Genomic DNA, 24,008 nt, shown 5'->3' on the forward strand with positions numbered 1-24,008 from the left:
TTCGCCCGGCACGGACGCACACCGCTAGCGTGCGGACCATGAGTTCTCCCGATTCCTCCGCACACCCCCTCTTCGCCGAGGCCCTGCGCGAACTCGGCCTGGACGTCGAGGTGCGCCGCTTCCCCGACTCGACCCGCACCGCCGCCGAGGCCGCGGCCGCCATCGGCTGCGAACTGTCCCGGATCGCGAAGTCGCTGATCTTCTCGGCATGGGGGTCCCCCCTGCTCGAGCACAGCCGGGAGCAGGGGGGAGGCGTCCCGGTGCTGGTCCTGATGGACGGCGCGTCACGGGTCGATGTGGAGCTCGTACGCCGTGAGCTGGGCGCGGAGAAGGTGAAGCGCGCGGACGCGAACCTGGTCCGGGAGACCACCGGCTACGCCATCGGCGGCGTACCGCCCTTCGGACACCGTACGAAGACCCGGGTCCTGGCCGACCGCGGACTGCTCGACCACGACGTGGTGTGGGCCGCGGCCGGCACCCCGCACGCGGTGTTCCCGCTCGACCCGAAGACCCTGATCGCCCACGCCGGCGGCATTCTGGTGGATGTCCGCGAGCGCAACGCGTGACGCGTTTCGGCCCGCCGCGGATCGCGGCCGCGGGCCTGATGGTGGTGGGCATCGGTCTGATGACGCACGCGGCCTGACCGGCCATCGGCCCGCGCGCTCGCTGCGATGAGTTCCGGTCCTCATGACCGTCTACACCTTCGGCACCTCACGGACCGAGCGAAGGACGGACACCATGCGCAAGATCGTCAACGCCACGTACATGACCCTCGACGGCGACATCGCGAACATGCAGGACTGGCACTTCGACTACTTCGGCGAGGAAGCCGCGAAGGCCGCCGGTGCCCAGCTCTTCGGCAGCGACGCCCTCATCATGGGCCGCAGGACCTACGACGGCTTCTCCGAGGCGTGGTCGGCCCGCGCCGGGGCGGACGCGTTCGCCGACCGGATGAACGGGATCGAGAAGTACGTCGTGTCGTCCACGCTGCAGCACCCCACCTGGACGAACACCAGTGTGATCAGCGGCGATGTGGTGGCCCAGGTGCGAAAGCTGAAGGAACAGCCGGGCGGGGACATCCTCCAGTACGGCTTCGGCCCGGTGACCCGACTGCTCCTCGACAACGGCCTGCTCGACGAGCTCCGGATCTGGCTCCACCCGGTCCTCTCCGGCAAGGCCGAGCCGTCCGAGCTGCTCTACCGGGACGGCATCCGGACCGGGTTCACCCTCACCGGCACCGAGGTGCACAGCACCGGCCTGATCATCCTCAGCTACGCGCCGAAGGAGACGGCGTAGCACGCGGGCACGGATATCTGCTCGTGGAGGCCGCTCAGCCCGTCACCGCGGACCGGACCGCCCGTACGAGCGCCTGGGCGCGGGGGTCCGCGGTGACGCCCTTCTGCAGACCGTTGGTCACGTAGCCGAAGCCGATGCCCGACTCCGGGTCGGCGAAGCCGAGGGAGCCGCCGCGGCCCGGGTGGCCGAAGGAGCCGGGGGCGAGGAGCGGGCAGGACGGGCCGTGCAGCATGAAGCCGAGGCCGAAGCGGGTGTTGACGACCAGCACCTTGTCCGGGCCCGCGGATTCCTCGGTGCGGGCGAGGGTGAGCGTCGCGGGGGCGAAGAGGCGGTGACCGCCCTCGACGTCGCCGATCATCGCCGCGTAGGCGCGGGCCAGACCGCGGGCGGTGGAGATGCCGTTGGAGGCGGGGAGTTCGGCGGCGCGGTACGCGGGGCGGTTCTCGTCCGGGAGCGGGTCGATGGCGCCGAAGGCACGGCGGGTGAGGGAGGCCGGGTCCCGGTAGGCCTCGGAGACGGCCGGCTTGGGGCGGGTCTTGAGGGCGGGTCCGGCAGCCGGGGGGTCCACGGGGCCGACACGGTCCGCCCGGTGGGACTCGTCGTCGGGCAGGCCTATCCAGAAGTCGAGGCCCAGCGGTTCGGCCATCTGCTCGGCCACCCAGCGTCCCAGTGTGCGGCCGGTCACCCGCCCGACGAGCTCGCCGAGCAGCCAGCTGTACGTCTGCGCGTGGTAGCCGTGGGTGCTGCCGGGCTCCCAGGCGGGCGCCTGGGCGGCGACGGCCGCGGCGCCGAGTACGGGATCGGCGGCCTCGGCGGGGGTCAGCGGCCGGTCGAGTACGGGAACGCCCGCGCGGTGGGCCAGCAGATGGCGGACCAGCACCCGCTCCTTGCCGTTCGCCTTGAACTCGGGCCAGTAGGTGCCGACGGGAGCGTCGAGATCCACCTGGCCGCGCTGGTGCAGGAGAAGCAGGACGGAGGCCGCGATGCCCTTGGTGGCGGAGCGCACGATCTGGGCGGTGTCCATCACCCATGGCTCGGTGCCGTCGACGTCCCGGGTGCCGCCCCACAGGTCGACGACCTTGCGGCCGTCCTGATAGACGGCGACGGCGGCGCCTCGTTCGCCGAGCACGTCGAAGTTCCGCACGAAGGCGTCCTTGACGGGCTCGAAGCCCGCCGCCACCGTGCCCTGCACGTCCACCACTGAGCGCTCCCTTTCTGCCGCGCCCCTGTGGCGCACCCTTCCCATGGTGCAACGCGCTCGAGCACGCTCCTAACCTGGGTGCATGGCTGCAACGAAGAAAGAGCTGCACGATCTGGTGGAGCGGCTCCGGCCCGACAGGGTCGACGACGTGGCCGATGTACTGCGCCGCGCCGCCGCCCCGTCCGAGGAACCGCCCACGCACGTCCCCACGGACACACGGCTGAACGCGGACGCGGAACTGCTGGACGGCTTCGGCCGCTGACACCGGCCGCAGGTGACCGGCAAGCCGCAGTCCCACTCCGACGGACGGAGTCCGGCGCAGCCGGCCGAAGCCCGGGAGGCGCCCCGGCGCCGAGCGGCGCGAGGACGGCGTCAAGAGGAACAGACACACGGCTGAACGCGGACGCGGAACTGCTGGACGGCTTCTGCCGCTGACACCGGCCGCAGGTGACCGGCAAGCCGCAGTCCCACTCCGACGGACGGAGTCCGGCGCAGCCGGCCGAAGCCCGGGAGGCGCCCCGGCGCCGAGCGGCGCGAGGACGGCGTCAAGAGGAACAGACACACGGCTGAACGCGGACGCGGAACTGCTGGACGGCTTCTGCCGCTGACACCGGCCGCAGGTGACCGGCAAGCCGCAGTCCCACTCCGACGGACGGAGTCCGGCGCAGCCGGCCGAAGCCCGGGAGGCGCCCCGGCGCCGAGCGGCGCGAGGACGGCGTCAAGAGGAACAGACACACGGCTGAACGCGGACGCGGAACTGCTGGACGGCTTCTGCCGCTGACGACGAACAGCAACGACGACACCAACGGGATGAGGGGCGTCAGAAGGGCACGGACACCGCTCGCGGGTCGAAGCCGAAGGGCAGCTCCAGGCGGTGAGCCCGCATCACGGCCTCGTCGGCGAGGAGGTCCTGGGTGCGGCCGTCCGCGGCGATGACGCCCTCGCTGAGGATCACCGAACGGGGGCAGAGCTCCAGGGCGTACGGCAGGTCATGGGTGACCATGAGCACCGTGACGTCCAGCGAACGCAGGATGTCGGCCAGTTCGCGGCGCGACGCCGGGTCGAGGTTGGACGAGGGCTCGTCGAGGACGACGATCTCCGGTTCCATGGCCAGGACCGTCGCGACGGCGACCCGGCGGCGCTGGCCGAAGGAGAGGTGGTGCGGGGGGCGCTCCGCGAAGTCCGCCATACCGACCTTCTCCAGGGCGGTACGCACCCGTGCCTCCAGCTCCGCCCCGCGCAGCCCGGACGCGGCCGGTCCGAAGGCCACGTCCTCGCGGACGGTCGGCATGAAGAGCTGGTCGTCGGGGTCCTGGAAGACGATGCCGACCCGGCGGCGGATTTCGGCCAGGTTCTGCTTGTTCACGGGCAGGCCGGCCACGGCGACCGTTCCGGCACCGCCGGTGAGGATGCCGTTCAGGTGGAGGACCAGGGTCGTCTTGCCGGCGCCGTTGGGGCCGAGCAGGGCGACCCGTTCGCCGCGGGCGACGGTCAGGTCGACGCCGAAGAGGGCCTGGTGGCCGTCGGGGTAGGCGAAGGCGAGGCCGGAGACTTCCAGGGAAGCGGTCATAGGGTCCATCCCAGCAGACAGATGAGCAGGGCGGAGAGCGGGAGGGCCGCGGCGGACGACCAGTCGGCCCGGGTCGCCGTCACCTGGTCGATGACCGGCATCGTTCCCGTGTAGCCGCGGCTGACCATCGCCAGATGGACCCGTTCCCCGCGCTCGTACGAGCGGATGAAGAGCGCGCCCGCGGACTTGGCGAGGACACCCCAGTGGCGTACGCCACGTGCTTCGAAGCCGCGGGAGCGCCGGGCGATGGACATACGGCGCATCTCGTCCGTGATGACATCGCCGTAGCGGATCATGAAGGACGCGATCTGGACCAGCAGCGGGGGAAGCTTCAGCCGCTGGAGGCCGAGCAGCAGCGCACGCAGTTCGGTCGTGGACGCGAGGATCACCGACGCGGCGACTCCCAGCGTGCCCTTGGCCAGTACGTTCCAGGCGCCCCACAGACCGGGCACGCTGACCGAGAGGCCGAGCACCTCCACCTGCTCGCCGGGCACGACGAAGGGCATCAGCACCGCGAAGGCCACGAACGGGATCTCGATCAGCAGCCGTCTCAGCAGAAAGCCGGCCGGGATCCGGGCCACCGCCGCGACCCCCGCGAGCAGCGCGGCGTACACGCCGAACGCCCAGACCGCCTCGCGCGGGGTGGAGACGACGACCACGACGAAGCCGAAGACGGCGGCGAGCTTGCAGTGCGAGGGCAGCGCGTGCACCGGCGAGTGCCCGTGCCGGTAGAGCTTGTGGGCTCCCCCATGGCCTCCGGCATGGGAGGTACCCCCATCCCGCCCCATGTCAGGCGGCTTCCGTCACGGAGGCCGTACGGCGGCGGCGTACGGTCCAGAAGATTCCGCTGCCCACGACGACGGTGGCGCCCACGCCGATCACGCCCGCGAGGCCGCCCGAGAGCCGGGCGTTGTCGACGTTCTTGACGCCGTAGTCGGCGAGGGGGGAGTCCGCGGCGGCGTGCTCCTCGACCTTCTTGTCGATGCCCTTGTCGGCGGCGACCTTCTCCAGGCCGTCGGGGCTGGCGGAGGCGTAGAAGGAGACGAAACCGGCGAGGACGAGGGAGGTGACCAGTCCGACCGCCCAGACCTTGCGGGTGGAACGGGAGCGGGCGGCCGTGGGAGCCGGGGCGGCGGGGGCCGCGTCGACCAGTTCGCCGCCGACGCGCAGCTTGAGCGGTGCGGCGAGCCCGCGTGCCCCGAACACGAGGTCGGGCCGCACGGCGATGACAGCACCCACGGTGAGCGCGGTGATCGCGGCCTCACCGAGGCCGATGAGAGTGTGCACGCCGACCATGGCGGTGAACACCTTGCCCACGGGCACGTCGGTGGTGCCGCCGACCGCGTAGATCAGGGTGAACGCGATGGCCGCGGCGGGCACCGAGAGGAACGCCGCGACGAAGGAGGCGGCGGTGGTCGAGCGGCGGCCGCGCGGCAGGACCTTCACCAGGCCGCGGAAGACGGTGTGGGCGACGAGGACCGTCACCACACCCATGACGGTGATGTTGACGCCGAGCGCGGTGAGGCCGCCGTCGGCGAAGAGGACGCCCTGCATCAGCAGGACGACGGAGATGACGAGCACACCCGTGTAAGGGCCGACGAGTATCGCGGCGAGGGCACCGCCGAGCAGATGGCCGCTCGTGCCGGCGGCGACCGGGAAGTTCAGCATCTGCACGGCGAAGATGAAGGCGGCGACCAGCCCGGCGAGCGGGGCGGTCCGCTCTCCCCCATAGCCTTCGGCATGGGAGGTACCCCCAAGCTCCCGGCGCGCCCCGCGCAGGCTGACTGCGACGGCGCCGGCGGCGACGACTCCCGCGACGGCCGAGACCGGCGCGTTGATGAATCCGTCGGGGACATGCATGGCGGTACTCCGCTTCGTGCTGGTGATGAGCGCTCGAATGATACGTCCTTATTGCGAACGACTCGCAAGAGCGGCCGCATCGCGAGCATGCCCCGCCCCGCGCGCCGCTAAATATGGGACATTGGTCATCAATCGCCGCGAACGTGAGGAGTCGACCGATGGCCCCCGCAGTCGAGGAGCACCTCCAGGCACGCATCGTCACGGATGCCCCGCTGTTCCGCCCGGTCCCCGTCCGCCTCCGCTACGACGCGGCCGACGACCCGCGGACCGTACGGATCGCCCTCCCGGGCGGCAGCGAGTGGGCCTTCCCTCGCGAACTGCTGGAGGCCGGGCTGCGCGCCCCGGCCCGCCGGGACGACGTCGGTATCTGGCCCTGCGGCCGGGTGCAGACGGTGCTGGAGTTCCATTCGCCGCAGGGGGTGGCGGTGCTGCAGTTCGACAGCGCACCGCTGCTGCGGTTCCTCCGGAGGACGTACACCGCGAGCGCCGCGCCCGCGCGGCGGTGACGCCGAGCGGGCCCCCGCGCGGCAAGCGCGCGGGGGCCCGCTGTTGCCCTGCCGGGCTGGACGCCCACCTCCGAGTGAACCGGAGCATCCGTCCTCGAACGCCGGACGGGCCGGAGGGGGCCGCACACCGCCGGGTGAACCGGACTGGCGGTTGCCTCAACCGCCGGGCGAGACGTGGAACCCGCCGGCAGACGCGCGCCGGCTCGCGGTCCTCATCGGCGGCGGCACCGTTCACAGGATGTTCACGCAGGCCCTCGCCCTCGACGTCGACATTCGGCAGCAGCCGGTCCGCCCGGCGCGGCAGCCACCACGCGGACCTGCCGAGCAGCCCGAAAGACGAATGCCGGGCGGAACACGGCCACAGGAGTTGCCGCACCCCCGGGACACGGAAAGCATTGGAAGGTGAGCGACCACGCGTATCTCCGCTATCCGCATCTGCACAAGGACCTGCTGTGCTTCGCGGCCGAGGACGACCTGTGGGTCGCACCCCTCGTGCTCGCGGGCAGCCGCCCCGACCGGGCCTGGCGGGTCACCGTCGACCGGACCAGGGTCAGTCACCCCCGCTTCTCCCCCGACGGCAGCCGGATCGCCTTCACCACCTGGCGCAGCCTCGACCCGGAGATCCATCTGACACCCGTCGAGGGCGGCGGCCCGGCCCGGCGACTCAGCTACTGGGGCTCCACCGACACCCGGGTGTGCGGCTGGACACCCGACGGCCACATCCTGGCCGTGTCCTCGCACGGCCAGCCCTTCTCGCACTTCTCCTGGGCCTACAAGGTCCCCACCGACGGCAGCCCCGGCGGACGGCTTCCCTGGGGCCCGGTCGCCGACATCCAGGTCGCCGACATCGAGGGCGAGCACCGTACGCTCCTGCTCACCGGCAAACCGCCGCACGAGCCCGCCTCCTGGAAGCGCTACCGGGGCGGCGCCACGGGACGGATGTACCTGCACGGCCGGCGGCTGCTCCCCGACATCGGCGGCCATCTGGACTGCCCGATGTTCGTGGACGGCCGGATCGCCTTCCTCTCCGACCACGAGGGCATCGGCAATCTGTACTCCTGCCTGCCCGACGGCAGCGATCTCGTCCGTCACACCGACCACGACGAGTTCTACGCCCGGCACGCCTCCAGCGACGGCCACCGCGTGGTCTACCAGTGCGCCGGCGACCTGTGGGTCGTGGACGCCCTCACCCCCGACTCCGAGCCGCGCAAACTGGAAGTGCGCCTCGGCGGGCCGCGCGTCGGGCTACGGCACTACCAGGTCCCGGCCGCGACCAACCTCGAGGCCCTCTCCGTCGACACCACGGGCCGGGCCAGCGCGATCACCGTGCGCGGCAGCCTGTACTGGCTCACCCACCGCGACGGCCCGGCCCGTACGATCGCGGATGCCCCGGGCGTACGGGTACGGCTGCCCGAGATGCTCGGCACCGGCACTCAGGTCGCGTATGTCACGGACGCCGAGGGCGAGGAAGCGATCGAGATCGCGTACCTGCCGCGGGCCAGCGGCGGCCGCGCCCCGCGGCGGCTGGCCGCGGGCCGGCTGGGGCGGGTGCACGAGATGGTGTCCGACCCGGACGGGGAACGCCTGGCGATCGCCTCGCACGACGGACGGCTGCTGCTGCTCGATGTGTCCGAGGAGTCCGACGGCGAGGTCACCGAGCTGGTCCGGTCCGGCAACGGCCCGGTGAAGCACCTCGCCTTCTCCCCCGACGGGCACTGGCTGACCTGGTCGCATCCGTTCATCGGCCGCTCGCTGCGGAAGATCCGGATGGCCAGGATCTCCGACCGTACGATCGTCGACGTCACCAACGGCCGCTTCGAGGACGAGAATCCGGTCTTCACCCGGGACGGCCGCTATCTGGCGTTCCTGTCCTGGCGCGGCTTCGACCCGGTGTACGACGTGCATACCGGCGACCTGTCCTTCCCGCTGGGCTGTCGGCCCTACCTCGTACCGCTGTCCTCCGCCACTCCGTCACCGTTCGCACTGCTGCCGAACGGGCGGCCGGCCGCCGGCGGACTCGACCCGTACGAGGAGGAGGCGGCCGTGGAGGGCGACGGGACGGTGACCGTCGAGATCGAGGGCCTGGAGAACCGGGTCACCCCCATCCCCGTCGCCGCCTCCAAGTACTCCGCGCTGCACCCGGTCAGCGGCGGCGGCCTGGTCTGGCTGCGCTGGCCCATCTCGGGCGCGCTCGGCGAGACCTTCGTCAACCCCGCCGACACCTCGGGCCGGCCGACGCTGGAGCACTTCGACATCACCAAGGCCCGCCGCATCGAACTCGTCCAGCATCTCGACCACTTCGCGGTCAGCGGTGACGGCAGCCGGCTGGTCGTGGTCGACGACGGCGACCTGCGGGCAGTCCCGGCCACGGATGTGGGCGACAGCGACTCGACCGTCTATCTGGACCTGCGCCGCATCAAGCACGAGGTCGACCCGCAGGCCGAATGGCGGCAGGCGTACGACGAGGCGGGCCGCATCATCCGGCACTACTTCTGGGAGCCGGACATGTGCGGCCTCGACTGGAAGGCCGTACTCGACCAGTACCGGCCACTGGTCGAACGGGTCGCCACCCCCGACGAGTTCGCCGATCTGCTCCGCGAGGTTCTCGGCGAGCTGGGCACCTCCCACGCCTACGTCTCCCCCGCCCGCCGCAACGAGGGCCCGCCGCACTACCAGCGTGCGATGGGCCTGCTCGGCGCCAACCTGGTCTGCCGCGACGGCGCCTGGACGGTCCTGCGCGTCCTGCCCGGCGAGTCCTCCGACTCCAAGGCCCGTTCGCCGCTCGCCGGCATGGGCATCAGGGAGGGCGCGGTGCTCACCCATGTCGACGGACGCCCCGTCGACCCGGTGACCGGACCGTATCCGCTGCTGGCCGGCGCGGGCGGCACCACCGTGGAGCTGACCTTCCGGCCGCCCGGGGGCGAGGGACCCGCCCGCCGGGTCGCCGTCGTACCGCTGGTCGACGAGCGGCCGCTGCGCTACCAGGACTGGGTGGCCAAGCGCCGCAGGGTGGTCAGGGAGCTGAGCGGCGGGAAGTGCGGTTATCTGCACATCCCCGACATGGGCGGCTCCGGCTGGGCCCAGTTCAACCGGGACGTACGGCTCGAGGTCTCCCGGCCGGCACTGATCGTCGACGTACGCGGCAACGCGGGCGGCAACATCAGCGAGCTGGTGATCGAGAAGCTGACCCGTACGATCCTGGGCTGGGACCTCACCCGCGACGCCCAGCCCGTCTCGTACACCTCCAACGCACCCCGCGGACCCGTCGTGGCGCTCGCCGACGAGGCGACCTCGTCCGACGGCGACATGATCACCGCCGCCTTCCGGCTGCTCGGTCTCGGCCCGGTGGTCGGCCAGCGCACCTGGGGCGGAGTCGTCGGCATGACCGGCCGGCACCGGCTCGGCGACGGCACGGTCATCACCGTGCCCATGAACGCGGCCTGGTTCGACGCCTACGGCTGGGACATCGAGAACAAGGGCGTGTCCCCGGACATCGAGTCGGAACGGCCCCCGCTGGAATGGGCCGAGGGACGCCGCACCGACCTGGAGACCGCGGTACGGGTCGCCCTCGACCTGCTGGCACGCCATCCGGCGGCAACCCCGCCCGGCTACTCGGACGTTCCGGACCGGCGCCGCCCGAAGCTCCCGCCGCGCGGCCGGTCCGCCGACAACAGCTGAGGACACGAGCGTCGGGCGGCGGCCGTGGCGGGGGCGGCACCGGCTGCCCCGTCACGGTCCTCCCCTCCCGCACCCTGCTCGCGGCTCCGGCCGCGCGGCCGGTCCGCCGACAACAGCTGAGGACACGAGCGTCGGGCGGCGGCCGTGGCGGGAGCGGCACCGGCTGCCCCGTCACGGTCCTCCCCTCCCGCACCCCGCTCGCGGCTCCGGCCGCCCTGCTCGGCCTGCTGCTCGTGGGCTGTTCCGACACCACATCGGCGGAGCCCGCCGCGCGGTCCGTGGCGACCGACGCCGACGCCGTCGGCCGGGCGGGCCGTGGCGGCCGGCCAGGTGACCAACCCGCCGCCGCACAGGCAGGTCACGCCCAGCGCAAGGGGCGCATCCCTCACGGGATGCGCCCCTCGTTGCGTGCGGCTGCAGCACGTGATCCAGGATCAGATCTCGCGGTCCTGACGGAGCTTGCCCTCGGACTCCCGCTGGGCGCGCCGCATCTCGTCGTTCGTCTCCTGCGGGCGCCGGCCCTTGGTCGGCTGCGGCTTGCCGGCCGGCTGCTGCTGACGACCGGAGGACTGCGGCTTGCCGGCCGGCTGCTGCTGACGACCGGAGGACTGCGGCTTGCCGGCCGGCTGCTGCTGACGACCGGAGGGCTGCTGCCGGGACTGCTTGGTCTGACCGAGCTGCTCCGCCTTGTCCTGGAACTTGTCTGCGATGCCCATGCTTGTTCACTCCTAAGGGGTGATCGGGGATTGGGCCTCGACAAGACTTACATGCTCGGACATATCGCGCATTTCGATCATTGACGCCGCTGTTCGTCGGCCGCTCCGCCCGCCCCCACGAGCCCCTTGCGCACCCCGGCCAACCGCGGTTCGAAGCGCCGCATTTCGCGCTGCCCGACCGCGGCGATGATCCCCGGAAGGTGCCCGCGCACGGACTGCATTCCGCGCAGCCACCACTGTGCGTACACATGCGCGGAGCGCCGCTCGATCCCGGCGACGATCCGGTCGACGGCCGGCCCCAGCGGATACGTACGGTTCGACGGCCATGGCAGCCGCCGCCGCAGCTCCCGCATCACCTCGTCCTGGTCGGCGCCGCGCACCATGTCGGTGTCCGTCCAGCTCAGATAGCCGACGCCGACCTTGACCCCCTTGTGTCCGATCTCGGTGCGCAGACTGTGCGCGAAGGCCTCCACGCCGGACTTCGAGGCGCAGTACGCCGTCATGAGCGGCGCCGGGGTGATCGCGGCGAGCGAGGCGATCTGCAGGAAGTAGCCGCGACTCTCCAACAGCGCGGGCAGAAAGGCCCGGGCGGTGACCGCACCGCCGATCAGATTGACCTCGATGACCCGCCGCCAGGCGTCCGGGTCGGAGTCGGCGAAGGGCCCGCCCGAGGCGACGCCCGCGTTGGCGACGACAATGTCGACCCTGCCGAACCGCTCCTCGACCTCCCGTGCGACCCGCGCCATCGCATCGTGGTCGGTGACATCGGCGTACCAGTGCTCGCAGTCCGTGTGCAGCCGCCCCGCGACCCGCTTCAACTCACCCGGCTCCAGCCCGACAAGCGCCACCCGGGCACCACGCGCCGACAGCTTGCGGGCGAGCAGTTCGCCCACCCCGCGGGCCGCGCCGGTGACGACGGCGACCTGCCCCTCCAGGCTCTTTCCGCTCATGCCGCCCCCTCCGCGCCGTCGACGGAGCGTGCGGCCGCGGCCTTGCGGGGCGGGCGGATCACTTCGTACTCCATGAGGTCGACCTCTCTCGTGGCGCGCCGGAACTCACCCGTGGTGCCGGGCCAGATGGTCGTGTTGCGTCCGTTCTCATCCAGGTACCAGCTGGTGCAGCCGCCCGTGCTCCACACGGTCCGCTTCATCCTGTCCTGGACCTTGCGGTTCCACGCGTTCACGGCGGACGGCCGGGCACCGAGCGCCACGCGCCCACCCAGCACGTCGAGTTGGCGCAGATAGTCGGCCATGTAGTTCAGCTGGGACTCGATCATGAGGATCATCGAGGAGTTCCCGAGACCGGTGTTGGGCCCGATGATCGTCATCCAGTTGGGGAACCCGGCCACGGTCGCGCCGCGCAGGGCCTGCATGCGGCCCTTCCATGCCTCGGCGAGCGTGCGACCGTCCGCGCCGACCACACGCTCGGCTATCGGCATGTCGGTGACATGGAAGCCGGTGCCGAAGATGATCACGTCCGCCTCGGCCTGCGTCCCTCCCCCAGAGCCTTCGGCCTGGGAGGTACCCCCAGCGGCGACCAGCGTGGATCCGCGCACCTCCGCGAGCCCCGAGGCGACCACGTCCACATTCGGCTGGGCAAGCGCCGGGTAGTAGTCGCTCGAGAGCAGTATCCGCTTGCAGCCGATCCGGTAGGACGGGGTCAGCCCGGCCCGCAGCGCCGGGTCCTTGATGGACCTCGCCATATTGCGCTTCGCGGCCGACTCGATGATCCCGAGCTGGTTCGGCCGCTTGGTGAAGGCGCTGACCTGCAGCTCCCTCATACCCCACAGGAGTCCGCGCCGCACGGTGCCGGTGAACGGCAGCTGCCGGTGCAGCCGGCGCTCCACACCCGTGATCTCACGGTCCATGCGCGGCAGCACCCAGGGCGGAGTGCGCTGGAAGAGCGTCAGCCCGGCCACCTCGGGCTGGATCGCAGGAACGATCTGTATCGCGGAGGCACCGGTGCCGATCACCGCGACGCGCTTGCCGCACAGGTCGTAGTCGTGGTCCCAGCGGGAGGAGTGGAAGACCTTGCCGGGGAACGAGTCCAGCCCCGGGATCTCCGGAATCCTCGGATCCGACAGCGGCCCGGTGGCCGAGACCACGACATCCGCCGTCAGCGTGCCCCGCGTGGTCTCGATCTCCCAGCGCAGTTCGTCGCCGTCCCAGCGCATCATCGTCACTTCATGGTGGAGACGGAGGTGCGGCCGCAGCCCGAAGATGTCGGTGACACGCTCCAGATACGCCCTGATGTGGCGCTGCCCGGAGAAGGTGCGCGGCCAGTCGGGGTTGGGCGCGAACGAGAACGAGTACAGATGCGACGGCACATCGCACGCGCACCCCGGATAGCTGTTGTCCCGCCAGGTCCCGCCGACCGAGCCGGCGCGTTCCAGGACGACGAAGTCGGTGATCCCCTCGCGGCGCAGCCGGACCGCGGCCCCGAGGCCGCCGAATCCGGATCCGATCACCGCCACCCGTACATGCTCCTGCCGGCCCATGCCGCCTCCCCTCGACTCCGCCAGTAATCACTGGCGCGGTCCGGAGCGTAGAGCACCTTCGCACTCCTGGGTAGAGGTACGACGGACACGGTTACCGGCGGTAGACCATAGGCTTCCGTCGTGGCAGAAGAACGCGAGTACCGCATGGAGGAGCTGGCCGGGACGGCCGGCATCACGGTGCGCACCCTGCGCTTCTATCGCGAGCGCGGTCTGATCCCGCCACCCCGCAGGGAGGGCCGGATCGCCTGGTACGACGGCCGGCACCTGGCCCGGCTCCGCACCATCGCCGCTCTGCTGGAACGCGGCCACGCCCTCAGCGGCATCGCCGACCTGGTCGCCGCCTTCGAACACGGCCGCGACGTCGGCCAGGTGCTGGGCCTCACCGGCCCGACCGAGGAGACCCCGGTCCGCCTCACGCCCGAGGAACTCGCCGACCACTTCGAGGGCGAGGTCACCCCGGAGAACCTCGCCGCCGCCCTGGACCTCGGCTATCTGGCCACGGACGGCGAGGAGATCGTGCACATCAGCCGCCGACTGCTGGACGTCTCCGCCGCCCTGGTCAAGGAGGGCATCCCGCTGGCGGCGGTCCTGGAAGCGGGCCGGCGGGTGCGCGAGCACGCGGACGAGCTGGCGGATCTCTTCACGGAGCTGCTGCGCGAGCACACCGAGGAGAAGGACGCGCAACGGCTGCGGCCGTTGGCGAAGAGCGTGGTCGACGCGGAGCTCTCGATGGCACTGGACCGGCGACTGCGGGAACTGTCGTAGGGACGCGAGCCGACTCCGTGCGGATCGCATGATCGCGTGACAGGTTCTTCAAAAGTTCTTCATCATCTCCGGCTTACGGTCGGCCTGCCCGCCGCACCCCCGGCCGGGCCCGACAGGAGGAGGGGGAGAACAGATGAGGACGACCCGGTTACTGATGGCCGCGGCGGCGTCGGTCATGGCGTTCGCGCTGACCGGCTGCGGCAGCGACGACGACGGCGCGAAGGTCCCGACGGCCGGTGGCGACACCTCGAAGACGGCGGGTGCGGCGGGCAGCGGGGGCGAGGACGCGCTCGCCGCGTACATCGAGGGCAAGCGTGCGTGGGTGAAGTGCATGCGCGAGAACGGGGTCGACATCAACGACCCGGATGAGAAGGGCCAGATCGACTTCGGCAACGGCGACGCCGTGCGGGGCATGAAGAAGGACCCGAAGTTTCTGTCGGCGACCAAGAAGTGCGAGTCGGTCAACCCGCCCGCCCCCGAAGGTCTTGAAAAGCTCCTCAACCCCCTCACTCCCGAGCAGATCAAGGTCAAGCGGGACTACGCCGCCTGCATGCAGAAGAACGGTGCCCCCGACTTCCCCGACCCTGGTCCGGACGGGGCCGACGACAACGACGCCCAGTGGGACCAGAGCTCGGCCGGCGCCCAGCGGGCCGCCCGCATCTGCGGCCCGATCATCGGCGTGCCGTCCAACCCGCCTCCGGCCAAGGGCTGACGATGACGGAGACGGTGACACACATCGATGACGGGCCCGGAACGGCTCCCACGCCCCCGCCACGCGGCAGGCGAGGTCGGCGTACGGCGCTGATCGCCTCCGCCGTGGTCGTCGTGACAGCGGTCGCCGTCGTCGGCGCCCTGGGGCTCGGCGGCGAGGAGAACGGGCCGAGCGCGCCGCCGCGCTCCGGTTCCGTCGTCGCGGTGACCCCGACCACGCTGACGGAACGCACGACGGTGGACGGACAGTTGGGATACGGATCGGAACTGCCGCTGCCGATCAAGGCACAGGGAACAGTGACCTGGCTGCCCGAGCAGGGCGCGGCGGTCGAGCGCGGCGGCACCCTGCTCCGTGTGGACGACCGCCCCGTGATCCTGTTGTACGGAACGCTGCCGATGTACCGGGACCTGGGTCTCACCGCCGAGGAAAACGAGCAGGACGCGGACGGCGGGGGATCCGGTGGTCAGGGCTCGGACGGCGGGCAGCAGAACGGGGGGAACGGCAAGTCCCCGAACCCCTCGGGGTCACCGGCGCCGGGGGGCGCCGGTGGCGGAGGGAACACCGGCACGTCCCGGGCTCCGCGCGAACTCAGGGGTGCGGACGTCAGGCAGTTCGAGACGAACCTGTCAGCCATGGGCTACACCGGCTTCACCGTGGACGAGGAATTCACCGCCGGTACCGCCGCGGCAGTCAAGCGCTGGCAGAAGTCACTCGGTCTCCAGCAGACCGGCACGGTCGGCATCGGAGACGTCATCTACTCCTCCGGCAAGGTCCGCATCGGCCAGGCGGGCGGGTGGCTGGGCTCGGCGGTCAGCGAGAACACCCTCGCCTGCACGGGTACGACCCGGAAGGTGATCGTCAACGCCTCGGCCTCGGACGCCGCCTGGGCCGTGCGCGGCGCGTCCGTCACGGTCAAGCTGCCCGACGGCACCCCCGTGAAGGGCAAGGTCGCGGCCATCGGCAAGCAGGCGACCGCGCCCGAGGGGGGCGGCGGCGAGGGCGGCTCCGGACAGCCCGCCACGATTCCGGTGACCATCACCATCAAGGACCAGAAGGCCGTGGGCGAGTTGGAGAGCGGCCCGGTCACGGTCGAGTACGTGGGCCGCGAGGTCAAGGACGTGCTGACCGTCCCCGTCTCCGCGCTCGTGGCCCTCGCCGAGGGCGGGCACGGTCTGGAGACCGAGGAGGGCCGGTTCGTCGCCGTGAAGACCGGGCTCTTCGCCGACGGCAACGTGGAGGTCAGCGGTCCCACGGTCCGTGAGGGCATGAAGGTGAGGATCCCGGAGTGACGGCGGTCGTGGAGTTCGACACGGTCTCCAAGACCTACCCAGGTGGTGTGGCGGCGGTACAGAACGTGAGTCTGTGCATCAACCGGGGCGAACTGGTCGCGATCGTCGGCCCGTCGGGCTCCGGGAAGTCGAGCATGCTCAACCTCATGGGCAGCCTCGACCGCCCCTCCGCCGGCCGGGTCCTGGTCGACGGCCACGACGTGGCGAGCCTGTCGGACCGGGAGGTCTCCGCCCTGCGGGCCACCCGCATCGGCTTCGTCTTCCAGCAGTTCCACCTGGCGGTGGGCGTCCCGGTGCTGGACGCGATAGCGGACGGCCTGCTCTACGCGGGCGTGCCGATGCGCCGCCGCCGTGCCAAAGCGGCCGCCGCGCTGGCCCGGGTCGGGCTCAGCCACCGCGTCCACCACCTCCCGCACCAGCTCTCCGGCGGCGAGCGCCAGCGGGTCGCCGTGGCCCGCGCGGTGGTCGGCGAACCGTCGCTCCTGCTGGCGGACGAGCCGACCGGAAACCTCGACTCGGCGTCGGGCGCAGCCGTCCTCACCCTGCTGCGGGAGCTGCACGCCGCCGGGACAACCGTCGTGATCATCACCCACGACCGCGAGATCGCCGCCGAGCTGCCGCGCCGCATCGAGATGCGCGACGGACGCCTGGTCGCCGACACGGCACAGAGCACGACGATCGGGGCACCCAGGTGACGGACAGCACGACGAACGATCAGGGCCCCGACCCGGAGACCCTGCAGTTCCGTTCCCTGGCGCCCGAGTCCTCGGGCTCCGGCGCTCCGGCCCCGGAGCCGTCGCCGTCGTGCTCACGGTCCCGGCTGCGCGCTGCGCGGCTCGGTCCCGCCGATGTCGTGCGGCTCGGTGGGACCGGTCTGCGGACGCGTCCGCTGCGGGTCTTCCTCTCCGCGCTCGGCATCGCCATCGGCGTGGCCGCCATGATCGCGGTGATCGGCATCTCCGGCTCAGGACAGGCGGAGGTGGACCGTCGGCTCGACGCCCTCGGTACGAACCTGCTGCGGGTCGCCCCGGGCGAGACCCTCACCGGCGAGAAGGCCGAGCTCCCCCCGGAGTCCGTGGCGATGATCCGTCGCGTCCCGCCGGTGCAGCAGGTCGCCGCCACCGGCGCGACCGGGGCCAACGTCTACCGCAATGAACGCATCGCCGCCGGCCGCACCGGCTCCCTCAACGTCCTCGCGGCCGGCTCGGACCTGCTGCCGGCCGTCGGCGGACACGTCCGCAAGGGCCGCTGGCTGGACTCCTCGACGGAGAGGTACCCAGCCATCGTGCTCGGGGCCACCGCCGCCCAGCGGCTCGACGTGTACGCCCCGGGGACTCGGGTCTGGATCGGCGGCCGCTGGTTCTCGCTGGTCGGCGTCCTCGATCCCGTCCCGCTCGCGCCGGAACTCGACGGCGCCGCGCTGGTTGGCTGGCCGACGGCCAGGACATACCTCCGCTTCGACGGCCACCCGTCGACGGTGTACGTACGGGCGGAGGACAGCCAGGTCGCGTCGGTACGGGCAGTGCTCGCGGCCACGGCGTACCCCGAGAAGCCCGGCGAGGTGAAGATCTCCCGGCCCTCCGACGCACTCGCGGCCCGCGAGGCCACCGAGTCGGCACTCACCGGCCTGCTCCTCGGCCTCGGCGGCGTGGCGCTGCTGGTCGGCGGGGTCGGCGTCGGCAACACCATGGTCATCTCGGTCCTGGAACGCCGCCCGGAGATCGGCCTGCGCCGGGCCCTGGGTGCGACCCGGGGGCAGATCCGCACGCAGTTCGTGACGGAGTCCCTGCTGCTGTCACTGATCGGCGGCCTCGGCGGAACGGTGCTGGGAACACTGATCACGGCCGGGTACGCCTTCAGCCGCGACTGGCCGACGGTGGTCCCGGTCTGGGCGAGCGCGGCGGGCATCGGCTCGACGCTGGTCATCGGCATGATCGCGGGGCTGTATCCGGCGGTGCGAGCCAGCAAGCTGTCCCCGACGGAGACGCTGTCCGGCACATGAGCCGGCTACTTCGGAACGGTTCAGGGGCGGCCTCGAACGAGACCGCCCCTGACGCACCGGGCGTTCCAGGCGCTCCCGTCCTTGTCCACAGCGCCGGAGCGCTGTGGCTCCCAGCGCCGAGCGGCACATGAGTGAAATCAGCGACCAATTCGTCGTCGCGATGCGAGTGGCATCAGCACGATCACGACCCGAAATCCTTGAAGAATGCATTCCGCTGCAAGGTGTCCGGTTTCCGTGCCAGAGAGACTGGAAGTGTTCCGAGTGGAAATGCGCCGCCCAGGAGGCTTTCAGTCGCGTCCGTCCTTTTGCCGAGCGTTCCGACTGACGCCGTTCCCTCATCGAACACAGCTCATCCGCCCGCCAAAACACCCGCACCTCGGGAAACCCGGTCGAAGGAGTCTCGTTGAACGCACATGTCCCGGTTGCCGAGGCCAAGGCGTCGATGACCCTGCGAGGTGCGACGCGGTGAGCTTCCGACTTCGAGTGCTCGGCCTGCTCATGCTGGTCGCCCTGACGGCCACCGCCGCCACCGCCTGGCTGACCCTGCGTCAGGCGACCCGTCAGGTCCAGGAGACCGTCAGCGCCGGACAGCAGGAGGTCACCCGGATCACCGGCGAACTCCGCGCGTACGGCTTCGCGCACGGCACCTGGGACGGGCTCTCACCGAGAGTCGGCGCGCTCGCGAAGGACACGGGTCAGCGCATCCGGGTCGCCACCGAGACCGGCGCCCTGCTCGCCGACTCCGACGCCCTCGCCGGCCGCAAGCCACGGGCCGTCAGCACCCGGCCCCCGGTCCTCGTCGACCCGCGCCCCCTTCTCACGTTTCCCGAGGGGCAGCTCCCACGCCTCTCCGTGAAGCGGACCGTCGTGGCGATCATCGACTACCGCGCCGCGGTCGCCGACGCCGCCTGCCTGACCCGGGCCGGGGCCCAGGTGACGTCCCGGCCGAACAGCGCCGGCATCCCCGTCGTCAGCGCGGACCGCCGACCCGCGCAGTGCCAGGAGGCGGCCGGGAAGCCGGGCAGTCCGGTGCAGCAGGACGTCGACGCGCTCCGCGCCTGCGAATCCGTACAGCCCCTCCTCCCCTGCCTCCAGCGGGTCTTCAACGACCGCACCGTCTCCGTTGCCCCGCCCCGCCTCGAAGTCCGCCTCGGATACCGGGACGAGTCCCCGCCCACCCTCGCCGCCGCCCCCACCGTCGCCGTCGCGGTCGGGGTCGCCCTCGCCGCCATCCTCGGCGCGCTGCTCCTCAGCCGGGCGGTGCTGCGGCCGGTTCGGGCCATGACGCTCGCCGCCAAGGGGCTCGGCGAGGGCGACCTGGGGCGGCGTGTCCCCGTCTCCGGGCGGGACGAGATCGCCCAGCTCGGAGGCGCCTTCAACAGGATGGCCGACTCCCTCCAGGCCGCCGAGGGGCGCCAGCGCCGCCTCACCGGAGACATCGCGCACGAGCTGCGCACCCCGCTGGCCAATCTGCGCGGCTATCTCGAGGCCCTGCGGGACGGGGTCATGGAGCCGACCCCCGAGCTGCTCGACTCCCTCCACGAGGAGGCGATGCTGCAGCAGCGGATCGTGGACGACCTGCAGGACCTGGCACTGGCCGAGGCCGGCGCGCTCACCTACCACCGCGCCGATGTCGATCTGCGCGATCTGCTCGAGACCAGTCGCACGGCCCATCGTGCCCAGGCCGAGACGGTGGGGGTCGCCCTGGAACTGGAGGCGCCGCAGCCCGTGCAGGTGACCGCCGACGCGGACCGGCTGCGTCAGGTCGTCGGCAATCTCGTCGGGAACGCGCTACGGGCCACGGCACCGGGCGGCACCGTGACCCTGGCCCTGGCCCGGAACGCCGGACTGGCGATCGTCGAGGTGCGGGACACCGGCAAGGGGATACCGGCCGAGGACCTGCCCCATCTCTTCGACCGCTTCTGGCGGGCGGACGCGGCACGGGGCCGCGCCACCGGGGGCAGCGGCCTGGGGCTGTCCATCGCCCGCCAGATCGTGACCGATCATCAGGGGACGATCGATGCGAAGAGCGCGGTGGGTGTCGGCACGACCTTCACCGTCGTGCTCCCCACGGCCCCGGCCGACGCCGGCTGATCGGCCCGGTCAGTCATCCGCGAGGCGGTAGCCCCGCCCGTACACGGTCTCCAGGTGGCGGGGCCGTGCCGGGTCCTCCTCCAGCTTGCGGCGGAGGTTCATCACATGCGCGTCCACCGTCCGCTCCAGCACCTCACGGTCGAAACCGAAGACCCGCTCAATGATCTGCGCCCGAGTGAACACCCGCCCCGGCTCCCGGGCGAGCGCCTCCAGAATGCCGAACTCCTTGGAGGTCAGCGCCACCTGCCGCCCCGCCACCCGCACCTCGAACCTGGCGGTGTCGAGCTCCACCTCCCCGACCTTCAGCACCACGGGCTCCCCCGCCCCGGCCTTCTTCGCCCTGCGCAGCAGCGCCCTCACCCGCGCGGTCAGCTCGCGCGGGCTGTACGGCTTGGTGAGGTAGTCGTCCGCCCCGAGGTCGAGCCCGAGCAGCATGTCCTCCTCGGTCGTACGGGCGGTGAGCAGCAAGATGGGGACATCGGATTCCGCTCGCAGAATGCGGCATACATCGAGCCCGTCCACCAGTGGCAGCATCACATCGAGCACGAGGAGATCGGGTGCGGACGACCGGGCCCGCTCCAGCGCCGCGCGGCCGTCCGCGACAACCTGGACGGCGTGCCCTTCTCGTTCCAGGTAGATCCGAATCAGCTGCGACTGTTTCACGTCGTCCTCGGCGACCAGAATGCGAGCGCTCAACGAATCTCCCCAGCGAAGCCCTGCGCAATTCTGATCACCGTATTACATGACCGGACGGGAATTCCTGCCTCCGACCTGTCGATTCCACGGACCGCTCGAGTCGCCCACATGGTGCCCACCTCACAGGAAGTGGCGAATGTCCGGTGTTCGGTAGGAATTTCTCCGGGACTCGCCCCCTTACCGCTCGTAGACCGCCGTGACCGGCGCGTGGTCGCTCCACCGCTCCGGGTGGGAGCCGGCGCGCTCGACCCAGGCCTTGACGCAGCGCGCCGCGAGGCCGGGGGTCGCGACGTGGTAGTCGATGCGCCAGCCGCTGTCGTTGTCGAACGCCCGTCCGCGGTACGACCACCACGAGTACGGCCCCTCCCGGTCCGGGTGCATGGACCGTACGACATCGACGTAACCCGCCTCGTCGAAGACACGGCCGAGCCACTCGCGCTCCTCCGGCAGGAAGCCGGAGCTCTTCCTGTTCGCCTTCCAGTTCTTGAGGTCGGCCTCCTGGTGCGCGATGTTCCAGTCGCCGCAGACCAGCACCTCACGGCCGTCGGCCGCGGCGCGCTGCTTCAGCTCCACCAGATACGGCAGGAACTCCCCCAGGAACCGCATCTTCTCCTCCTGGCGCTCCGTCCCCACCTCGCCCGAGGGCAGATAGAGACTGGCGACCGTGACACCGGGCAGGTCGGCCTCGACGTACCGCCCGCTGCCGTCGAACTCCTCGCTGCCGAAGCCGACCTGCACCCGGTCCGGCTCACGCCGGGTCAGCAACGAGACCCCGGCGCGGCCCTTGGCGGCGGCCGGGGCGTGCACGGCATGCCAGCCCTCCGGCTGCCGCACCTCCTCCGGCAGCTGCTGCGGCTCGGCACGCACCTCCTGCAGGCAGACCACATCGGCCGCGGTCCCGGCCAGCCACTCCACATAGCCCTTCTTGGCGGCGGCGCGCAGGCCGTTGACATTCGCAGTCGTCACAGTGAGCATCCCGGCACAATACCGGCATTCATGCGTACGCATACATGTACGCTCGAACGATGAACATCCGCCGCGTCCCGTTCGACCACCCCGACGCCGTGAAGCTCAACGACGAAGTGCAGCTGGAGTACGCCGAGCGCTACGCGGAGGACGGCGAGGGCGACCTCACTCCGCTCGCACCGGCCATGTTCGACCCCCCGCACGGCCTGTTCCTCGTCGCCTACGGCGAGGAGGACCGGCCCGTCGCCACGGGCGGCTGGCGCTCCCAGGAGGGCAACCCGGAGGGCTACTCCGACGGCGATGCCGAGCTCAAGCGCATGTACGTGATCCCCACGGCCCGTGGAAACGGACTCGCGCGGCGCATCCTCGCCGCCCTGGAGGACGACGCCCGCGCGGCCGGCCGCGCACGGATGGTCCTGGAAACGGGCACCAAGCAGCCCGAGGCGATCGCCCTGTACACCTCCAGCGGCTACGAGCCCTGCCCGAAGTTCGGCTACTACCGCGACTACGACAACAGCCGCTGCTACGCCAAGCCGCTCTGAACCGCGCCCCCGGGTTGTCCCGGAAACGGCGAGATCCCGTCCTGGTTCCCATTCCGGTTCGGGAACCTTCTGTTGTGGGGTGTTCACGAGTGCAGATGACCTGTGACGACCAGAGGCTCTGAAGATCGCTCCCCGCGTCGTCGAAGATCGTTCCCCGCCGGCGAGGGAACCCAGGACCGGCTGCCCGTGACCGACCGTTCGCGAGCTGTGTAACCGGTCCACCACTCCACGCCCCCCTTCTGGGTGATGACACCAGGGCGAGTTTCGAAGTAATTTCAAAGTCATGAGTGCCGAGAGTGCAGCCGTGAACTTCTCCGAGCTGGTGAACAAGAACAAGCAGACGCTTGCCCGGCTCCAGGAATCACCGAGACTGCTCCTGCACCGCAGAGACGGCGAGGATCTGGTCCTCACCACCGCGGCGCGGGCCGAGCAGGACCAGACCGTGGTGTCGGCAGCCACTCGAATGCTGGCCGCGATGGCGCGCCGGGAGCCTGGCAACATGGAACTGCTCCTCGACATACTGCCGGACGCATTCCCGTGGGTCCGTTTCCTGCCTGAGGCCGATCTCCACGCCTTCGCTGTCGAACTGGTCGACACCATGCGCGCCGCCGACTCCCTCGGCAACAGCGCGTCCGTCGCCCAGTTGCTCATCGCCTGGCAGCACACCGCCGAGGTCCACTCCGACCCCGAACTGCTGGCCGCACTGACCAGGGATCACGGCGAAGACTACGGCCCGGTACCAGACCCTCGGGACGTAGCATGACCGCGGGCCGCGGTGACCGCGCCGCACCTCCGGCACCCGAGGGCCACTGGGAAGTCCGGTTCGCCGACGCGGCCGCGGCCAAGGGCTGGGAGAGCCTCGCCCAGCAGGCCCACGAAAACACCTACCGCGCCTGGATCACCATGCGCACCGCCCCCAGACCGGCTACCGAGACACCCCGGCACCACCGCCTCAAGGGCGGTCTGGCACATGGCACCCACCGCGGGCGGACCTGCGAGCAGTGGCAGATCGAGGTGACCAGCGGCGGCTGAATCTGGTACCTCCTCGACACCGTCCGGGAGACTTGCTGGATCACCTTCGCAGGTACGGGGCACCCGCGAGCCACAGACCGACGCTGAGCCGGGACAGGCGGAACAGGACGGCGAGAATCGACCTCCCTGTTCCGCCCCTTGGTCGTTCAACGTGGCCGGTACACCGATACGACGAAGGAAGCAGTCACCAGGAAGGGCGTGGCCAGTGAGGTGATTGGCGCAGTACATGGGCGGGGATGTGACGGGCGGTGGGGCCCATGGAGGACAAGTCCTCGATGTCCTGGGCGGCCAGGGCCATGACGTACTCCAGAGCTTCAGTGTGATCGCGTCGGAAACGCGCGGACAGTGTGCGGCGAAGACACTCTTCCGCCGTCACCGCGCACCGCTGCCGCCCCGGGGAAAGCGCGGGCAAGCCGACGGCCTACCCGCAGATGCAGCCAAAGGCGGAACCGACGGCACAGACCGGACGGCCACCGCCACACACCACAGAAATCTGAACCAGAAGAACAACACACGGCCACAGCCGGCCCCGGCCCCCCGGGGCCGACCGTCATGCGCTCAACAGGACGTGGCCGGACAGCGACAC

At 71.2% G+C, this 24,008-nt stretch carries 23 protein-coding genes; 14 read left to right on the forward strand and 9 right to left on the reverse strand.

Annotated features, from left to right (window positions below; genetic code table 11):
* Nucleotides 1–38 precede the first annotated feature (38 nt).
* Together ABD858_RS13630 and ABD858_RS13635 are read left to right on the forward strand one after the other, a co-directional pair.
* Complete coding sequence (locus tag ABD858_RS13630) at nt 39–566, forward strand: YbaK/EbsC family protein (RefSeq protein ID WP_345037066.1); 528 nt, start codon at nt 39–41, stop codon at nt 564–566.
* Between the two features lie 121 nt (nt 567–687).
* A complete protein-coding gene (locus ABD858_RS13635; RefSeq protein WP_345037068.1) occupies nt 688–1,296 on the forward strand; it encodes a dihydrofolate reductase family protein in 609 nt (202 codons plus the stop codon).
* Nucleotides 1,297–1,330: 34 nt separating this feature from the next.
* Here ABD858_RS13635 and ABD858_RS13640 read toward each other — a convergent pair whose 3' ends face one another.
* On the reverse strand, nt 1,331–2,494 hold the full coding sequence (locus tag ABD858_RS13640) for a serine hydrolase domain-containing protein (RefSeq protein ID WP_345044497.1): 1,164 nt from the start codon (nt 2,492–2,494) through the stop codon (nt 1,331–1,333).
* A gap of 85 nt (nt 2,495–2,579) precedes the next feature.
* Between ABD858_RS13640 and ABD858_RS13645 the strand changes: the two genes are divergently transcribed.
* Nucleotides 2,580–2,759: a hypothetical protein gene (locus ABD858_RS13645; protein ID WP_345037071.1), complete on the forward strand. Its 180-nt coding sequence runs from the start codon at nt 2,580–2,582 to the stop codon at nt 2,757–2,759.
* Nucleotides 2,760–3,317: 558 nt separating this feature from the next.
* On the opposite strand, the gene ABD858_RS13650 is transcribed toward ABD858_RS13645, so the two are convergent.
* Genes ABD858_RS13650 through ABD858_RS13660 form a run of 3 tightly spaced genes read right to left on the reverse strand, consistent with a single transcriptional unit; the run spans nt 3,318 to nt 5,927 of the window.
* Nucleotides 3,318–4,067: an energy-coupling factor ABC transporter ATP-binding protein gene (locus ABD858_RS13650; protein WP_345037073.1), complete on the reverse strand. Its 750-nt coding sequence runs from the start codon at nt 4,065–4,067 to the stop codon at nt 3,318–3,320.
* Complete coding sequence (cbiQ, locus tag ABD858_RS13655) at nt 4,064–4,855, reverse strand: cobalt ECF transporter T component CbiQ (RefSeq protein ID WP_345037075.1); 792 nt, start codon at nt 4,853–4,855, stop codon at nt 4,064–4,066. The genes ABD858_RS13650 and cbiQ overlap by 4 nt, the downstream gene beginning before the upstream one ends.
* A gap of 1 nt (nt 4,856) precedes the next feature.
* Complete coding sequence (locus tag ABD858_RS13660; RefSeq protein WP_345037078.1) at nt 4,857–5,927, reverse strand: energy-coupling factor ABC transporter permease; 1,071 nt, start codon at nt 5,925–5,927, stop codon at nt 4,857–4,859.
* A gap of 158 nt (nt 5,928–6,085) precedes the next feature.
* On the opposite strand from ABD858_RS13660, the gene ABD858_RS13665 reads away from it, so the two are divergent.
* Nucleotides 6,086–6,433: an SsgA family sporulation/cell division regulator gene (locus ABD858_RS13665; RefSeq protein WP_345037080.1), complete on the forward strand. Its 348-nt coding sequence runs from the start codon at nt 6,086–6,088 to the stop codon at nt 6,431–6,433.
* 402 nt (nt 6,434–6,835) lie between these two features.
* Complete coding sequence (locus ABD858_RS13670; protein WP_345037082.1) at nt 6,836–10,111, forward strand: S41 family peptidase; 3,276 nt, start codon at nt 6,836–6,838, stop codon at nt 10,109–10,111.
* A gap of 434 nt (nt 10,112–10,545) precedes the next feature.
* Here the strand turns inward: ABD858_RS13670 and ABD858_RS13675 are convergent, their stop codons facing one another.
* From ABD858_RS13675 to ABD858_RS13685, 3 genes are all read right to left on the reverse strand, one after another.
* Nucleotides 10,546–10,827: a hypothetical protein gene (locus ABD858_RS13675; RefSeq protein ID WP_345037084.1), complete on the reverse strand. Its 282-nt coding sequence runs from the start codon at nt 10,825–10,827 to the stop codon at nt 10,546–10,548.
* A 77-nt stretch (nt 10,828–10,904) separates the two neighbouring features.
* The gene (locus tag ABD858_RS13680) at nt 10,905–11,777 is read right to left on the reverse strand and encodes an SDR family oxidoreductase (protein ID WP_345037086.1); all 873 of its coding nucleotides are present in this window, start codon (nt 11,775–11,777) and stop codon (nt 10,905–10,907) included.
* Complete coding sequence (locus ABD858_RS13685; protein ID WP_345037088.1) at nt 11,774–13,324, reverse strand: flavin-containing monooxygenase; 1,551 nt, start codon at nt 13,322–13,324, stop codon at nt 11,774–11,776. Before ABD858_RS13685 ends, ABD858_RS13680 begins: the two co-directional genes overlap by 4 nt.
* 144 nt (nt 13,325–13,468) lie before the next feature.
* Between ABD858_RS13685 and ABD858_RS13690 the strand changes: the two genes are divergently transcribed.
* From ABD858_RS13690 to ABD858_RS13715, 6 genes are all read left to right on the forward strand, one after another.
* Nucleotides 13,469–14,089, forward strand: a complete 621-nt coding sequence (locus ABD858_RS13690; RefSeq protein ID WP_345044500.1) for a MerR family transcriptional regulator — start codon at nt 13,469–13,471, stop codon at nt 14,087–14,089.
* A gap of 133 nt (nt 14,090–14,222) precedes the next feature.
* Nucleotides 14,223–14,801 (forward strand): hypothetical protein, encoded by a 579-nt coding sequence (locus ABD858_RS13695; RefSeq protein ID WP_345037090.1) that lies wholly within the window; start codon nt 14,223–14,225, stop codon nt 14,799–14,801.
* A 2-nt stretch (nt 14,802–14,803) separates the two neighbouring features.
* On the forward strand, nt 14,804–16,090 hold the full coding sequence (locus tag ABD858_RS13700; RefSeq protein WP_345037092.1) for a peptidoglycan-binding protein: 1,287 nt from the start codon (nt 14,804–14,806) through the stop codon (nt 16,088–16,090).
* A complete protein-coding gene (locus ABD858_RS13705) occupies nt 16,087–16,785 on the forward strand; it encodes an ABC transporter ATP-binding protein (RefSeq protein ID WP_345037095.1) in 699 nt (232 codons plus the stop codon). The genes ABD858_RS13700 and ABD858_RS13705 overlap by 4 nt, the downstream gene beginning before the upstream one ends.
* A gap of 125 nt (nt 16,786–16,910) precedes the next feature.
* Nucleotides 16,911–18,092, forward strand: a complete 1,182-nt coding sequence (locus ABD858_RS13710; RefSeq protein WP_345044502.1) for an ABC transporter permease — start codon at nt 16,911–16,913, stop codon at nt 18,090–18,092.
* Nucleotides 18,093–18,557: 465 nt separating this feature from the next.
* Complete coding sequence (locus ABD858_RS13715) at nt 18,558–20,186, forward strand: sensor histidine kinase (RefSeq protein WP_345037097.1); 1,629 nt, start codon at nt 18,558–18,560, stop codon at nt 20,184–20,186.
* Nucleotides 20,187–20,195: 9 nt separating this feature from the next.
* Here the strand turns inward: ABD858_RS13715 and ABD858_RS13720 are convergent, their stop codons facing one another.
* Complete coding sequence (locus tag ABD858_RS13720) at nt 20,196–20,882, reverse strand: response regulator transcription factor (protein WP_345037100.1); 687 nt, start codon at nt 20,880–20,882, stop codon at nt 20,196–20,198.
* Between the two features lie 177 nt (nt 20,883–21,059).
* The gene (locus ABD858_RS13725; RefSeq protein ID WP_345037102.1) at nt 21,060–21,857 is read right to left on the reverse strand and encodes an exodeoxyribonuclease III; all 798 of its coding nucleotides are present in this window, start codon (nt 21,855–21,857) and stop codon (nt 21,060–21,062) included.
* A 50-nt stretch (nt 21,858–21,907) separates the two neighbouring features.
* On the opposite strand from ABD858_RS13725, the gene ABD858_RS13730 reads away from it, so the two are divergent.
* The 3 genes from ABD858_RS13730 (at nt 21,908) to ABD858_RS13740 (ending at nt 23,422) form a co-directional block, all read left to right on the forward strand.
* Entirely contained in the window at nt 21,908–22,390 is a 483-nt protein-coding gene (locus ABD858_RS13730) for a GNAT family N-acetyltransferase (protein ID WP_345037105.1), read from the forward strand.
* A 283-nt stretch (nt 22,391–22,673) separates the two neighbouring features.
* Nucleotides 22,674–23,153, forward strand: a complete 480-nt coding sequence (locus ABD858_RS13735) for a hypothetical protein (protein WP_345037107.1) — start codon at nt 22,674–22,676, stop codon at nt 23,151–23,153.
* Complete coding sequence (locus ABD858_RS13740; protein WP_345037110.1) at nt 23,150–23,422, forward strand: hypothetical protein; 273 nt, start codon at nt 23,150–23,152, stop codon at nt 23,420–23,422. Before ABD858_RS13735 ends, ABD858_RS13740 begins: the two co-directional genes overlap by 4 nt.
* Nucleotides 23,423–24,008 lie beyond the last annotated feature (586 nt).

This window comes from Streptomyces sannanensis, assembly GCF_039536205.1.
Classification (GTDB): domain Bacteria; phylum Actinomycetota; class Actinomycetes; order Streptomycetales; family Streptomycetaceae; genus Streptomyces; species Streptomyces sannanensis.

Coding starts and splice junctions, on each gene's coding strand:
- ABD858_RS13630 (WP_345037066.1), top strand. CDS start 39: ATGAGTTCTCCCGATTCCTCCGCACACCCCCTCTTCGCCGAGGCCCTG.
- ABD858_RS13635 (WP_345037068.1), top strand. CDS start 688: ATGACCGTCTACACCTTCGGCACCTCACGGACCGAGCGAAGGACGGAC.
- ABD858_RS13645 (WP_345037071.1), top strand. CDS start 2,580: ATGGCTGCAACGAAGAAAGAGCTGCACGATCTGGTGGAGCGGCTCCGG.
- ABD858_RS13650 (WP_345037073.1), bottom strand. CDS start 4,067: ATGACCGCTTCCCTGGAAGTCTCCGGCCTCGCCTTCGCCTACCCCGAC.
- cbiQ (WP_345037075.1), bottom strand. CDS start 4,855: ATGGGGCGGGATGGGGGTACCTCCCATGCCGGAGGCCATGGGGGAGCC.
- ABD858_RS13660 (WP_345037078.1), bottom strand. CDS start 5,927: ATGCATGTCCCCGACGGATTCATCAACGCGCCGGTCTCGGCCGTCGCG.
- ABD858_RS13665 (WP_345037080.1), top strand. CDS start 6,086: ATGGCCCCCGCAGTCGAGGAGCACCTCCAGGCACGCATCGTCACGGAT.
- ABD858_RS13675 (WP_345037084.1), bottom strand. CDS start 10,827: ATGGGCATCGCAGACAAGTTCCAGGACAAGGCGGAGCAGCTCGGTCAG.
- ABD858_RS13680 (WP_345037086.1), bottom strand. CDS start 11,777: ATGAGCGGAAAGAGCCTGGAGGGGCAGGTCGCCGTCGTCACCGGCGCG.
- ABD858_RS13685 (WP_345037088.1), bottom strand. CDS start 13,324: ATGGGCCGGCAGGAGCATGTACGGGTGGCGGTGATCGGATCCGGATTC.
- ABD858_RS13690 (WP_345044500.1), top strand. CDS start 13,469: ATGGAGGAGCTGGCCGGGACGGCCGGCATCACGGTGCGCACCCTGCGC.
- ABD858_RS13695 (WP_345037090.1), top strand. CDS start 14,223: ATGAGGACGACCCGGTTACTGATGGCCGCGGCGGCGTCGGTCATGGCG.
- ABD858_RS13700 (WP_345037092.1), top strand. CDS start 14,804: ATGACGGAGACGGTGACACACATCGATGACGGGCCCGGAACGGCTCCC.
- ABD858_RS13725 (WP_345037102.1), bottom strand. CDS start 21,857: ATGCTCACTGTGACGACTGCGAATGTCAACGGCCTGCGCGCCGCCGCC.
- ABD858_RS13730 (WP_345037105.1), top strand. CDS start 21,908: ATGAACATCCGCCGCGTCCCGTTCGACCACCCCGACGCCGTGAAGCTC.
- ABD858_RS13735 (WP_345037107.1), top strand. CDS start 22,674: ATGAGTGCCGAGAGTGCAGCCGTGAACTTCTCCGAGCTGGTGAACAAG.
- ABD858_RS13740 (WP_345037110.1), top strand. CDS start 23,150: ATGACCGCGGGCCGCGGTGACCGCGCCGCACCTCCGGCACCCGAGGGC.